The sequence below is a fragment of the Pseudobdellovibrionaceae bacterium genome (assembly GCA_015163855.1).
Taxonomy (GTDB): Bacteria; Bdellovibrionota; Bdellovibrionia; order Bdellovibrionales; family UBA1609; genus JAAOIH01.
This window is the reverse complement of sequence record JAAOIK010000007.1, coordinates 68,184-81,933: the sequence shown is the minus strand read 5'-3', so window position 1 is coordinate 81,933 and position 13,750 is coordinate 68,184. Positions and strand designations below refer to the sequence as shown.

The following is a 13,750-nucleotide window of genomic DNA, read 5'->3' as shown; positions in this document are numbered from 1 at the left end:
TAATTAATTACTCGTTTTTCTTATTTACCTTATGGATTTACAAAAAACTTAAAAAGTTTTACCCATTATTTAAAAATTTGAAAACAAGAAGAACCAAATTAAAGGCGCATTAATGGCATTTTGCTAATATTGAAGATGCAATTCCTAGCCTATTGATTTTTCTCGGTTTTTACCCGATAAGTAATGTGTGAAAACCGGTCAACAGCAACAAGATACCGACAAAGAACTAAAAGACACAGGGTCTTTTGATGTGCTTTTGCAATATCTAAAGAATTTTTATTCTGAAGAAGATATTGGCATGATAGAAAAAGCCTATCAAATGGCACAAAAAGCTCACGAAGGTGTGGTTCGTCGTAGTGGAGAAGAGTATATTACTCACCCCATTGGTGTGGCCTATATTTTAGCACAACTAAAATTAGATGTGGCCAGTATTATTGCAGCCCTTTTACACGATACTGTGGAAGACACTTTAATTACTACAGAAGATATTCTTAAAGTCTTTGGAAGTAGTGTTGCGGGCATTGTAGAGGGTGTGACTAAAATTACAAAATTAAATTTTCGTCACACTCACGAAAAGCAAGCAGAAAATATTAGAAAAATGATTGTGGCTATGGGTTCGGATGTAAGAGTAATTTTAGTAAAGCTTGCCGATCGTTTGCATAATATGCGCACATTAAATTATATGTCTTTTCAAAAGCAAGGTAGAATTGCTAGTGAAACTTTAGATATTTATGCTCCTTTAGCTAGCAGGTTAGGTATGAGTTCTATTAAAATAGAATTAGAAGATTTGTCTTTAAAATATGCCCACCCTGATGAATATCATTTTTTAAAAGAAAAAACTAAAGAAAGGCGAAAAGATCGCTTAAGTTATGTTGAAAATTTTAAACTCACTTTAATAAAAAATTTAGAAAACCGCGTAGATTTTTCTTTTGATATTCAAGGAAGATTTAAACATTTGTATTCTATTTATAAAAAAATGAAAATTAGCAACTTACCCTACGAGCAAATTTACGACATTTTAGCATTTAGGATTTGTGTAAGTTCTATTAAAGAATGTTATGAAACTTTAGGGATTATCCATTCTTTATGGCGACCTATCCCAGGGCGATTTAAAGATTTTATTGCTATGCCCAAAGTAAATAATTACCAAAGTTTACATACCACTTTAATTGGTAATGATGGCGAAAGGGTGGAGGTGCAAATCCGTACTCACGAAATGCACGAATTAGCAGAGTGGGGGATTGCTGCCCATTGGGAATACAAAGCCAATTCTTATTCTCAAGATGTTAATTCAAAAAATGCACCCGCCGCCGATGTGGCTAAAAAGTTTAATTGGCTTAGAGAGCTAATTCAAATGAATCAAGAAACTTATAATGCTGATGAATTTTTAGAAAATATGAAATCTGACCTTTTAGAGTCAGAGATTTATGTATTTACTCCCAAAGGGGAGGTAAAAGAATTTCCAGTGGGAGCAACTCCCATTGATTTTGCCTATTCTATTCATACCGATGTGGGAAACCATATTGTTTCTGCCTGTGTAAATAAAAAAGTGGTTCCCTTACGCTATGTTTTACAAAATGGTGACACGGTAGAAGTGGTAACTTCTAAAAACCAAGCCCCCTCTAAAGATTGGTTAAAGTTTTGTGTAACTAGCAAAGCAAAAGGGCAGATTAGAACGGTTATTAAAAAAGAACAAAGAATTATGTCTCAAAAAGTGGGGCAAGATATGTTAGAAAGATTTTTTAGAAAAAAATCACAGCGACTGTCTCGTTATACCGAAGGCGTATCTTTTACAGAGTATTTACAAAAACAAGGTTGTCAAAAATTAGAAGATTTATTTGTTAAGATAGGTTTTGGTAGGCTAGAGTCTTCATTAGTTTACAAAGATTTAGTTCCCAAAGAAGAAGAGCAGGTTAAGAGCACTTCAGAAATTGAAACTTTAGAGAAAAAAATTGAAACTAGTAATAGTACTAAGAAAAGTAAAAAAGATCGTTCGGGTGTGCAGGTAGGGGGAGAAAATGATATTTTAGTAAGATTTGCTAAATGTTGTTACCCTATTCCTGGCGATCCTATTGTAGGTTTTGTTTCTGTAGGCAGGGGCATTAGTATTCATAGGGCCGATTGTGAAAAAACATTTAATATTGATTCTGGTAGGTATGTAGAAGTAAATTGGGATCAAAAAACAGAGAATATTACTCATCGTGTGCGTTTGTGTATAGTTAGTTTTAACTTACCAGGTATTTTAGCTAAAATGGGTGATGTATTTTCTGCAGCCGATGCAAATATAGAAAACTTAAAAGCGAGCTCTACCTTAGATAATAGAGCGGTTAGTTACTTTGATATACGAATTAAAAATTTAGAAGATTTACAAAAACTTTTAATAGAAATTAAAAAAATCAAGGGTATTATTCAAGTCAGTCGTGACCACAGGCTATAAGTGTCCATTTTTGTTTTTAACTAAGGCTTGGCCTTTTAAACCCTATAGCCTTTTAAAAAATTTTTGTGCGTATTATTTTGAAGCAATTTGAATAAATTGACCCATCATCCCTTGGTCTTCATGTTCTAAAATATGGCAATGATACATATAGGGATATTTTTCATCGGTGTATTTAGGAAATCGTATTAATACTTTTATCGTTTCTTTAGGCCTCACTAATACGGTGTCTTTAAAGCCCCGTTCGTGTCCATAAACTTCTGAACCACTTTTACTAATAATTTTAAATTGAACATTATGAATATGAAAGGGGTGTGGCATGGAAGATTGATTTTCAATGCTCCAAACCTCTAAACTACCGGCCGTAACCACCTCGTCGATTCTTTTCATGTCCATTGCTTTGTTATTAATTTTAAAAATACTGTCGCCTCGAAAAGCTGGCCTTTGCATTTGCAACTGCATGCGCCTGTGTGTTGTTGCTTTTTTTTCGTTTTCTTTTTTATGAGTAACTAGTTTGCTAGGAAGAGTTTTTTTGCTTTGAGTTACTTTTTGTGTATTAATTTGTAAAAGTTCATAGTCGTGATTTAAACCGTTTCTGCCTTGAACACGATAAATTAATGTAGGAAGGCTTCCTTGAAAAACTTCAACAATAATTTCTGCTCTTTCCCCAGGAGAAAGCAATATAGAATTAGAGGCAATGGGTTTTTCTAATAACCCGCCGTCACTGGCAATAATATTAAATATTCGATTGTCTTTAAACTGCAGGCGATAAAACCTTGCATTAGAGGCGTTTAGTAAGCGTAATCGAATTAAAGATTTTTTAACTTTTAAAACAGGTTTGTGAACACCATTAATTAAAATATGGGTTCCCATTTTTCCTCGCATTCTATCATGCATACTTTTAATATACTCTAAAGACCCATCAGTATTAAAAGATCGGTCTAAAAGCATAATTGGAAAATCATCCACGCCATATTCAGAGGGCAGGTTTAATTTTTGGCTGTCTTTGTCGTCAATTAAGAGCATGCCAGCAAGGCCATTATAAACTTGCTGTCCCGTTTTATGAGAAGTATGAGCGTGGTACCATAAAGTGGCAGCCGGTTGAATAATATTCCAATGGGTTTTCCATTCTTTAAGGGGAGCAATGGGTTGGTGTGGGCCTCCGTCGGCGTGAGCAGGTAATTTCATACCGTGCCAGTGCAAAGTGGTGGTTTCTGTTAAGGAGTTTTTAACAGTAACATGCACTTGATCGCCCTTGTTTACTTTTAAGGTAACACCTAAAAAGGCTTGGTTAATTCCCCATGTTTTTGTTTTTTTGCTTCTTAAAATAGAGCTTAACCCCGATTGAATGTTTAAATGAAAAGATACTTTTTTACCTTCTTTTTTTCCTAAAAGTAATGGAGGAAGATGGTAGGGGTTAGTAAACAAAGGCTTTTCTGCGGCTTGTAATAATTTTTTAGGCAACACTGCAGAAACAGCAGTAATTTTTGCCATACTGTATAGTAGTGTTTTAAAAAAATGGCGTCTAGAAAGCATGGGTAGTATTTACCCTATAAAATATTGCTGGTAAATGATTTTTACTAACAATATTTTATAAATTCAAAAGCAAGTACTGCTTTGTTACTTAAAAGTGGTACAATAAGCCGGTCTGAAAGTTAAGGCTAGAGTGTCCCTTTACCTCTGCAGAAGAAGGGAACAGGGTGTAATTTACATTAAAAGGAATAGAAAATTTAGAGTTTAAGCCTAAAGTGAATCCGCCAGACAGCAATAAGGCACTGGTTAGTTTAATGGAGGCTTTGTCTAGATAGTGATAATCTACTGCTAGTGTAGTTATTTTTTTATAGACAGGAAATAACAGCTTTCCACCCACGCCACCCCACAAACTAAACTTATCGCTTAAAGGAGCTTGAATCACAGCTAAAGCTCCGCCTCCTAAGTACACAATGCTAGCTGCGCAATTGCTTGTTGTAGTGCCATCACTACATTTGGCTTTTAGGGTAAAGTTTTCGGTGCTAGATAAAATTTTTAAACCAAACATAGGCTCTTTAGGAAGAAATAGGGTAGTACTAGTTTCAAAATTAAAAAAAGAAGAGGCAGAGTGCTTTATTGTTTTTGGACTGACAAAGGTTTGTAAGCGATTTAAAGAATAGCCCCATAAAAAACTAAGATGGTTAAATAGTTTTTTAGATTTTTTTGGATAAGAAGAAGTAGCCGCGGTATTTGTTCTGGGCTGATACGAGTTAGCTGGTTGTACAGGACGACTAACTACACTTCTTTTACGCACGCGCAATGTCCACCCTTTTTCTGCTCGCCCTTTTAAAATTTTAGCTATGGCTTTATTGCCCTTAACCTTAGTGATTAAAACAATGGCTTTCTTTTTTCCTGTATTATTAATAGCATAAAAAGTATCTTTAGTTTGTACATTTTCTTCAGGAGAAAAGGTAATTAGTATTTTTTTATTTTTTACTTTAACTACATGATAAGCAAAGGCGTTATTAGTAAAAGATAAAATAGTAGGAACTATAATTAAATAAAAGATTTTTTTCATAGAAGCACCTTATAATAAAATGGTTTAATATTAGCTTATTTTAAAAAAAAAAGGAGCGGTTGACTAGCTTTAAAGTGTATAGTTCACACTATGGACTAGGTAATAATAGGGTATTTAATTAAAAAAGCCTCTAAATTTTAGAGGCTTTTTATTGAAATATAAAAAAATAGCTAGATGACGGCTATTTTAAAAAGGAATTTCTTCGCCAGCATCAAATTGTGGCTCAGCAGATACAGCTGGAGTAAAATGATCTTCCGTAGAAGTCGTAGCATTTTGTGATTTTTTTGTATCTAAAAATTGAACCCGTTGTGCGTTAATTTCGGTAGTGTAGCGCTTTTGCCCGTCTTTATCTTCCCAAGATCGAGTTTGAATGCGACCCTCTACATATACAGAGCTGCCTTTAGACAAGTATTTACCACAAATGTCGGCCATTTTTCCCCATACTACAATGCGGTGCCATTCTGTTCGTTCTTGCTTTTCTCCATCTTTTAGCCAATTTTCACTGGTAGCAATACTAAAATTAGCTACAGTGTTGCCCGTAGAGATAGTTTTCACTTCAGGATTGTTACCTAGTCTTCCGATGATCATTGCTTTATTTAAACTCATAAATATCCTCCATATATGTGTTTCTTTATAAGCATGTTTGCAAAAAAAATCCAGCACTTAAAGGGTCTTATTGCGCAGGTGCATTAAAAAAAAACGAAATAAGGATTCTAGACTGCTGAAGCTGTAAAATAGCCGTGTACAATGCGCTGCGACAAATTTAACAAGGCTAAAGATTATCGTGTTAATTCTGGAATAGCGTTAAGGCTATTACCTTTAATATGAAACTGGTACACATTTCCTGTTTTATAATTGTCTAGTAAAGCCAATAAACTTTTCCAGCTAGGGGGAGGTTGTTGCGCTTTAATATAGACGGATAATTTATAATTTTTTATAGACAGAGTATTTTTGCGTCTTTGTTTTTTAATAGTTAAAGCAGCGGTACCGGCTATTTTAATATATAAAGCATCTGTGGAGGAGCCCAGTTCTAGATTTTGAATATTTAGCACTTCTTTTTGAGTAGCGGCTTTTATTTTTAATTTTGAAAAGTGTATTAAAGGGATTTGTATAGGACCAAAAGGGCTAGGGATTTTAGATCTAAATACTTGTATTTTTTTGTTATTAATTACTTCTAAATAAATATTAGGAGCATAAAGCCAATGGGGGTTTATTAAAGTTTTTATATTAGCAGAAATTTTTCCATGTAATTTAATAAAGGGTAGTGGTAATTTTTCTAAAGAAATATTTTGCAAGTAAGCATTAAAAGCTAGGGGGTGTTTTTTGCTTTTATTTTTTTTTACAACAAGCTGTATATTGCCTTCAAAAATAGAATGCGCATTTACTTCTATGCCAAAATTAAGCAATAAGCTTTGTAGCCACAAAGGTTTGATAGCAATTTTTTTTATAGGAACTTCTATTTTTTTGTAAGAAGTTATACTGTCCATAAATTGCAATTCCATAAAAGGAGATATCAAAAATTTTTTCGCTGTAAACTGTACTTTTCCATTAGTGTAAGTATTTATTTGCGAACTGATGTAAGTGTTAATGTCTTGATAAGGCAGTAATAAAGTAACAAACAAAAAAGTTAAGCCTAAGCCTAAGATAATTAAGTATTTATTATTTTTTATAATAGAAAAAAGATTTTTTAGTATAAACATGGGTTGTAAAAGTAAAGCTTTATTTTTTTGCTATATTTTGTTTAATATTAAAATATTTAAATATAAAAACGGTATTAAAATACAGCTCTCTTCTTTCGGGAGTCATCTTTAGCTGTGTCATTTTTAATTGAGGATGAATTTTTTCTAAGATTTTTGATATAGTAATAAATTCTTCTAAATTTAACCAGCGAACATTAATAATTAATCCGCTATTTATTTTTTTAATTTTATAGCTTTGTTGAGTGGATAATTGAAATTTTTGTAATTTTTGTTCAATACTTTGTTTAATTTTATCAAAAGCAAAGGGGCCATGGCTATGGTGCGATTTTAGCGGTTTAGTTTTAGATTGAATTAAATTTTCTGCTAAATTTTTATGTTCTAAAAATACTTTAATATCCATATTAGATGCATTTATAAAAGAATAGGGAATATAGATAATAATAAAAACACTTAAAGCCAGGCAGCTGTATTTAATTATTTTTTGAATAATTACCGAAGAATTTTGGTAATAATCTTTTGTTACATTGTAAAAAGTTTGTTCTTGAATTTGAATTAACAAAACTTTTACTTGTTCTTGCAGGGTAGAAATAAGATTTAAGATATTTTCTTTCATAATTATAAGGGGATAGTATAGTTAAATGTAGTTCCACTGCCTGTTTTAACAGCCCTTCCTATAGGCTTTTTATTTTTACTAATGCTTTGTAAATAACTTTTAAAGTTTATAGAAGATACACTATCTTTGCTATAGCCTTTTACTGTCATTTGTTTTTTTACAGTAGAAATATCTAGATAAGTAATATTCACATTAATGGTGCGAGGCATAGTAGAAAGTTTATTAAAAAAATAAATGGGCGTTTTAACTTTTTGCAGCTGAGAAAAAAAATCTTGCGAGTTTTTTTGTTTTTTATAAGTTTTAACTATCTTTTTTATGCTACTAAGTTTTAACTTTCTGCCTTTTAATTTAGTCGTTTTTTTTGCAATCTTTTTTAAATTAAAGTAGCTGTCATCAGCCATTTTATAGGTTATGCTTTGTTTAAAAAATCCAAATATTATGGCAATGGTCCATGTGGCGAGACCAATTTTTATTACTGACTGATTAGATGTCCAAAATTTTTTTATTTTTTGATTACTTGGGGATAATTCGCCTTGTAAAAAATTGATTTGCTTTAAGGGTGTAGACATACTTACAGCTAGACTTAGCGCATTTATAAATTTGGCGTTTTTAATATCATGTTTAGCACTTAATTCTTCTGGAGATTGCAATACCTGTGTTTGAAAGTCTGTTATAGTTATATTTATTTCTTGCTTTAAAAATGGTTTCAAATTTTTTATGCACAGGGCTTCGCCATAAATTTCTATAGATGCTAAATCTTCACCGGTTAATTTTAATTTTAAAAATTCTTTTTTTATTTCTGTAATAAATTCTTGTAGGTGAGATGTAATGTTATCCGAAAATTCTTTTTGCTCTGGAGTAATGCCATTTAAGTGAGTAGGCATTACAATAAAGCTATTTTTTAAAAATTCTGTTTCTGCCTGCTCTAACGAAATAGAGTATTTATCGGCCAGCTGTTTAATCAATGTACTTAGGCTATAATTAAGTGGAGTAGATTGAGTAATGTAACACTGTCCATTATAAATTTTTGCTATATTAAGGTAGCTAGAGCGTAAATCTAAGTTTAAATACACTTTTGTTTTTTTTGCAAAGGAATCTTCCTCAAAAGAAGGAAGGATACTAGTTAAGCTTAATTGAATAGGGGCTATAGATTCTAAATTAAAGTTTAATGCATTAAGATTTTTTATTAATAGTTGTAATTCTTTTTTCTTAGTAGCTACCACTAAAATTTCTGAGTCTTTTTCTTTAGACTTATTTAGAAATAACATATCTGTAGCTAAGTTGTTGGGCTCTACTGGTAACTCTTCTTCTAGTTGAAAGGGTAAAATTTTATTGAGTTTAAATTTTTGAGAAAAGGGAAGTTGTAAAGTACGAACAAAGCATTTGCTGGCTTCTACTCCAACACAAGTTTGTATGTCGTTATAAGCAAAATAAGATTGCACCTGTAATAAAGTTTTTAATAAAGCGTCGTCTGTGTTTGGTATTAAAGGAAAGCTTTTTTTTTCTATAATAGAATATTGCAAGGCATTTTTTTGAATTAAAATAGCTCGAATTTCTGTCGATGTAATGTCTAACCCAAGATACTTCATTTAAAAATTTTAGCATTTAAAAGTCAGAAGATAAAAGCTTTTTTTTAAAACTCTTGCCAATGCACAACAACAGGACTTTTGTTGGGCAAAAAGTAATTATTTTTTTTATATTTTAGTTTTTTCCCTTGTGAGGCAGGGTTTTTTTCTTCCTCTTCAAAAAACAAAATTTCACTTAATCGCTCTATGGTTTCATTTATATCGTAAGTGATTAGCTTAATGGTATAAGAGGTATTGTTTACTATACCAGTACTAGTGATTTGAAAATTGACACCAGAGTCAAAGCTAAAAATAGATGTGTCTACGTTTTCGGCTAAATCAAATTCTTTTAAAAAGCTTTTAAAATCTTCGACATTAACAAAACTTTGAGAACTTACCCTTTCTTCAAAAGCAGAGATTACTTCTGGAGTAGCCCAAGGAAAGCTTTTTAATAGTTCAATATCCATATGGTTTAAATTAATTTTTTTACTACCAAATAAAGTCACTTTATTTTCTAATAATTGAAAAAAATCGTCATTCATTGCACTTACCATTCTTAGCTCACTAATATGTTTAAAGTATTGATTAGGAGGAATGTAATCAGAAGTGTCTTGTATGGATTTATATTGATCTATCCAATCGGCATAAAAGGATTTTTCATCTCCTCCGTTTAAGCTTTCAAAATCTTTGTCTATCCAATCTATAAAGTTATTGGCTAGCTCGGCAAAGTTATAATCACGATATTTCGCCCCAAACTTTTCGTTATTTTCTACCTCTGTTTTAAAAATGTTAATAAATTGTTGTTTGCTAAATGTAGATAAAAGTTTAGATGGAGAAACTAGATCATTAATATCCACTTTATTATCTTCCACACTGATGCTGGTTGTGTATTGTGCTTTTATAAAAGAGCCTTTTTCGGTCTCCGCAAAAGCCGCTTTGGCATCTTTAGAAAAATCCGAAGGTAGGTATAAACTAGGTGGCCAGGCTAGGGGAAAGCTCCAGATGGGTTCAAAGCTAGATTCTAAAGCACCCGTTTTTGTGGCAAAAGTTTTTACCGCTTTTTTAAATAAAAAAATTCTTAGCAAACTAATGTTGGCACCAGCTTTTGCAGCGTAGTAGGCTTGTAATTTTTGTAGTTTTCGTGAAGCTAAAACATATTCCACATTAGAGTCATAAGACAATTCTGTGGCCACCCAAATACTCATAGTAAGGCTAAATAGAGCTAATAGTAAAGCAACAGCTTTGTTATTTTTAAGCAGAAATAAGGGGGATGGAAAGCAATTTTTTTTCATAATGTTTTAGGTTTATGGTTTAGAGACTGGAAGGGTTAAAGTAGAAGGAGCAGTAAAAGTAGAGATTTTCATTTTTGGAACAAAAATATCAGGGTGATGAATTAAAGCAATTTTTTGAAATTGTTTTACAGTTTCTTTAACTTTAACTTTCAAAGTAATTTCTATAGCATAGGGCAGGGGGGTGTTGGTACTTACTTCAGAAAAAAAAGGCCATTCTGTTTTCCATTCAGGATTTTTTTGCTTACCTCCAATATAGCGAAATTTTAAACTAGTTATGTTGGATAATAAACTAAAGGATTGGCCTCCTTTTTCTACATTGCCATCTATCACAGAAGAATTTCTTCGCCATAAACAAAGGCCTTGTTTAGAAGATTTGCAACTTGCAGTATAATAGCTAATTTCTTGCAAGCGGGTTAAGTTTTGATTAGAAAATAGCCTAGCTTGGTTAGCGCTAATAAAGTTAACTTGCTCTTCTTTGCCTTGAAATTTATATAAAAATCTTAAGGGTGTTACCTTGGGTTTAATAATAGTTAATTGTTCGCTAGGTTTTAATTGCTTATTTCTTAAAACCTGTTTTTTCCAATGGTTTAGTTGGCTTAATTGATTAACAGCTTCGGGAATGTCGGCATAGTTAAAAATACGACTTATGTCTCTTTCCATAAGGTTTAAGCTTTGTTGTATTACAGTATTATCGTCTATGCGACTTTGTATTTTTGTTTTTTGTTTTAAAGCCTGACTAATGCTTTGGGCACTATTTATAGATAAAAAAGCTAAAATAGTAGTTGCAATTAAAGTTTCTATTAAGGTGAAGCCTATATTATTTTTTAAAATCAGAAGCCTCCTATTTTAGAAGCCGCATGGTAGTCTACAAAGTAGGTAGCTAGGTGATAAGACAAAGTATTTTTCTTATTAGGAAGAATTACGGTAACTTGTACTTCTTTTACCGCTTTTTGTAATTGAGATAAAGCCGCAGATAAAATGTTTTGAGACTGTTCGCTAGAATTTTGATTTTCAATTAAAGATTTTAAATTGGGCAAAGACATATTTTGTGATTTTACTTGCCATTTATACTTCCCGTAAGGCTTTAAAAAAGTTCCACTAATTTCTTCAGGTATTTCATTAATAGGAGTACTTTTGTATTGAATTTCTATTTCTGCCATTTTTTTTTGTAATAAATAATGTACTTCATTATAAATTTTTGCTTTTCTAATTTTTAATAAAGTTCCCGACCAAGAACTGCTAATAACTACTACACCGCCAACTAAAATAGCGACTGCGATTAAAACCTCAATTAGCGTTAAGCCTTTGTTATTAAAAATGCTAGACATGTCTTAATATTAAACCGTTTTGTTCTTATTGAAAAGCTTCTTTAAAAGAAATGTGTTTTGTTAATAAATTATTTTTACTAATAAAAGTATGCACTACAAAAGACCATTTTTGTTTTTTGTTTTCAGAAAAATGTATTACCGCTTTTTGCGTAACTCCTTGGGGAAAAAAATAAATAGAAATTAAGCCAGACTGTAGTGGCTTTTTAAACCCCTCTAGCTGTATGTTTACAATTTCTAGCAAGTGGGGAAGCTTCTGCTTTTTTTTTAATATTTTTTTTGCCATTGTCCATTCCGAAAGAAAAGCGCTTAAATTTTTAGAGTTGGTGTTTTTATTAGGTGTTATGGTTTCTTGCCCACTTTTATAATCTACCCAAAAAAGGGTGGTCGATTTTTTAGATAATGGATTTACTTGAAAATTAATTCTATAGGTGCGGTTCTGCAGCTGTGCTAAACTTCTTAATTGTTTGTCTAAAGCAATAAGCTTTCTAAAAAAACCTTTGCGAGAATAGTTTTGACTAGATAGTTGAGGGATAGCCAGGCTAGCAATAGAGGCTAAAATAGCCAAAACTATCATTACTTCTAAAAGGCTAAATGCCTTACTGTTTTTAGGTATAAAAAAACAATAATTTTTTATAAAACTCACAAATGTTTTTATTGTTACCTAGTGGCTAATCTTCAGAAGAAATGTCAGATGCATTTTTTGAGCCACCTTCTCTTCTGTCCTCGCCATAGGAGATAATAATGGGTTTGTTATCTTCTAGTTCATAAATAAATTCTTGCCCCCATGCATCTTTTGGAATTTTTTTAATATAAGGATCTGGCCCCCAGTTTTCACAGTTGCTGGGTTTTTCTAATAAAGCGGTTAATTCTTCAGGGTAAAAGCCACAATCTGTGTAAAAAATATCTAAAGTCTTACTTAATTCAGAAATTTGAATTTTTACTTCTTTCACTTTAGAGCTATTTAATTGTCCTATTACTTGCGGACCGATTAAAGAAGCCATTAAGGCAACAATAGCTAATACAATCATAATCTCTAAAAGAGTCATGGCTTTGTTGCTTTTTATAAGAGTATTTTTGTAAAATTGAGAAAGCAAAGTGTCTTTCATTATAAATTCCTTTTTATTATTTTTTATCTATAGAAATGGCAAACTTAAATATTCCTGCAGATTTTACCTTATCTATTACAGAAATTACTTTACCATGTGCTACATTTTTGTCAGCAGAAATAATAGCTTGTAACTTTTTATTTTTTCTTAATAGCCGTTTTATTTTTGCAATAATATGCCTTGAACTAATTACTTTTCCGTTGATACGGACTCTTCCTGTGCGGCTGATGCTAATATTTAACGGAGAAGCTGCGGTTTTAGTTCCCGAACTGGCTTTGGGTAGATCAATCTTAATACTAGGGGTAATAATCATGGGGGCAGTTACCATAAAAATAATTAGCACTACTAAAATAATATCTACAAAAGGAACGATATTAATTTCTGCAATTTGTTCGTCGTTATTTCTTATGGAGGCACCCATGTTTAATCCTTTGTACTGTAGTATTTACGATTGCTTATCTTGCAATTTTTCATAGTTGTGCCCATAAGCAATAAAGAGATCTTGAAGGCTTGTTAAGTTGTTGCAAATTTCAGACACTCGCGTTTTAAAAAAGTTAAAGGCAACAACCGCGGGAATGGCTACAATTAAACCCACTGCAGTGGCTAAAAGAGCTTTAGATATTCCTAACATAACTCCACTAGCGTCGCCTTGTGATTTTGCTAGTTCTTTAAACGCATCCATGATACCAAACACTGTTCCCAGTAATCCAATAAAAGGAGCATTAGACCCCACACTAGCTAAAAAGCTTAAGCGTTTGTCTAAGGATTGTTTTTTTCCCATGATAAAAGCAGAAAATAATTCGCTAATACCTTTTTGACTATTTCTTTTAATATGTTTAAGGGTGTATGAAGTTATTTCTCCCTCTAAAGAACTTTTGTCATAAGCTAAGTTTTCTAGTTCTTTTAATTCGCCAGTTTGTATAATGCTATCTATATTTGTTTGTGCAATTTTACTTTTAGCTAAAATTTTCTTTAAAAAAAACCAGCGCTCTAAAATAAAAGCAATACTTGTAATACTGAGTAAAATTAATAGGTATAATGTAAATTCGTGTCCCCACTTTGAAATGTTAAAAAAAGCATTTGTAAAATCCATGACTATCTCCAGATAATATTTCTTTCACTTTATAGAGTTTTTAACAAAAACATAAGGTTCTTTTTTTACCT

The 13,750-nt window shown here is 31.9% G+C and carries 14 protein-coding genes and 1 pseudogene; 1 reads left to right on the top strand and 14 read right to left on the bottom strand.

The window, feature by feature from the left end:
• Nucleotides 1-298 precede the first annotated feature (298 nt).
• Nucleotides 299-2,437 carry a bifunctional (p)ppGpp synthetase/guanosine-3',5'-bis(diphosphate) 3'-pyrophosphohydrolase gene (locus tag HAW63_00790; protein MBE8162513.1) on the top strand — a complete coding sequence of 713 codons (2,139 nt, stop codon included), beginning with the start codon at nt 299-301 and terminating at the stop codon, nt 2,435-2,437.
• A gap of 72 nt (nt 2,438-2,509) precedes the next feature.
• Here HAW63_00790 and HAW63_00785 read toward each other — a convergent pair whose 3' ends face one another.
• The 14 genes and pseudogenes from HAW63_00785 to HAW63_00720 all read right to left on the bottom strand — a co-directional run bounded on the left by HAW63_00785 (nt 2,510) and on the right by HAW63_00720 (nt 13,679).
• Nucleotides 2,510-3,928 (bottom strand): multicopper oxidase domain-containing protein, encoded by a 1,419-nt coding sequence (locus tag HAW63_00785; GenBank protein MBE8162512.1) that lies wholly within the window; start codon nt 3,926-3,928, stop codon nt 2,510-2,512.
• Between the two features lie 130 nt (nt 3,929-4,058).
• Nucleotides 4,059-4,982: a hypothetical protein gene (locus HAW63_00780; GenBank protein ID MBE8162511.1), complete on the bottom strand. Its 924-nt coding sequence runs from the start codon at nt 4,980-4,982 to the stop codon at nt 4,059-4,061.
• 186 nt (nt 4,983-5,168) lie between these two features.
• A complete protein-coding gene (locus HAW63_00775; protein MBE8162510.1) occupies nt 5,169-5,588 on the bottom strand; it encodes a single-stranded DNA-binding protein in 420 nt (139 codons plus the stop codon).
• A 173-nt stretch (nt 5,589-5,761) separates the two neighbouring features.
• Complete coding sequence (locus tag HAW63_00770) at nt 5,762-6,682, bottom strand: hypothetical protein (protein ID MBE8162509.1); 921 nt, start codon at nt 6,680-6,682, stop codon at nt 5,762-5,764.
• Nucleotides 6,683-6,701: 19 nt separating this feature from the next.
• Complete coding sequence (locus tag HAW63_00765; protein MBE8162508.1) at nt 6,702-7,295, bottom strand: hypothetical protein; 594 nt, start codon at nt 7,293-7,295, stop codon at nt 6,702-6,704.
• A 2-nt stretch (nt 7,296-7,297) separates the two neighbouring features.
• The gene (locus HAW63_00760) at nt 7,298-8,884 is read right to left on the bottom strand and encodes a hypothetical protein (GenBank protein MBE8162507.1); all 1,587 of its coding nucleotides are present in this window, start codon (nt 8,882-8,884) and stop codon (nt 7,298-7,300) included.
• Nucleotides 8,885-8,928: 44 nt separating this feature from the next.
• Complete coding sequence (locus HAW63_00755) at nt 8,929-10,065, bottom strand: general secretion pathway protein GspK (protein MBE8162506.1); 1,137 nt, start codon at nt 10,063-10,065, stop codon at nt 8,929-8,931.
• Nucleotides 10,066-10,164: 99 nt separating this feature from the next.
• Nucleotides 10,165-10,812 carry a hypothetical protein gene (locus HAW63_00750; GenBank protein ID MBE8162505.1) on the bottom strand — a complete coding sequence of 216 codons (648 nt, stop codon included), beginning with the start codon at nt 10,810-10,812 and terminating at the stop codon, nt 10,165-10,167.
• Nucleotides 10,813-10,911: 99 nt separating this feature from the next.
• A pseudogene (locus HAW63_00745) lies at nt 10,912-10,986 on the bottom strand (prepilin-type N-terminal cleavage/methylation domain-containing protein).
• A complete protein-coding gene (locus HAW63_00740) occupies nt 10,983-11,480 on the bottom strand; it encodes a prepilin-type N-terminal cleavage/methylation domain-containing protein (GenBank protein MBE8162504.1) in 498 nt (165 codons plus the stop codon). Before HAW63_00740 ends, HAW63_00745 begins: the two are co-directional and overlap by 4 nt.
• Before the next feature lie 25 nt (nt 11,481-11,505).
• Nucleotides 11,506-12,123, bottom strand: a complete 618-nt coding sequence (locus tag HAW63_00735; GenBank protein ID MBE8162503.1) for a prepilin-type N-terminal cleavage/methylation domain-containing protein — start codon at nt 12,121-12,123, stop codon at nt 11,506-11,508.
• A 25-nt stretch (nt 12,124-12,148) separates the two neighbouring features.
• Nucleotides 12,149-12,586, bottom strand: a complete 438-nt coding sequence (gspG, locus tag HAW63_00730) for a type II secretion system major pseudopilin GspG (GenBank protein ID MBE8162502.1) — start codon at nt 12,584-12,586, stop codon at nt 12,149-12,151.
• A 16-nt stretch (nt 12,587-12,602) separates the two neighbouring features.
• Entirely contained in the window at nt 12,603-13,007 is a 405-nt protein-coding gene (locus tag HAW63_00725; protein ID MBE8162501.1) for a biopolymer transporter ExbD, read from the bottom strand.
• 24 nt (nt 13,008-13,031) lie between these two features.
• Nucleotides 13,032-13,679, bottom strand: coding sequence for a MotA/TolQ/ExbB proton channel family protein (locus tag HAW63_00720; protein MBE8162500.1), 648 nt, complete (start codon nt 13,677-13,679; stop codon nt 13,032-13,034).
• Between the last annotated feature and the right edge of the window lie 71 nt (nt 13,680-13,750).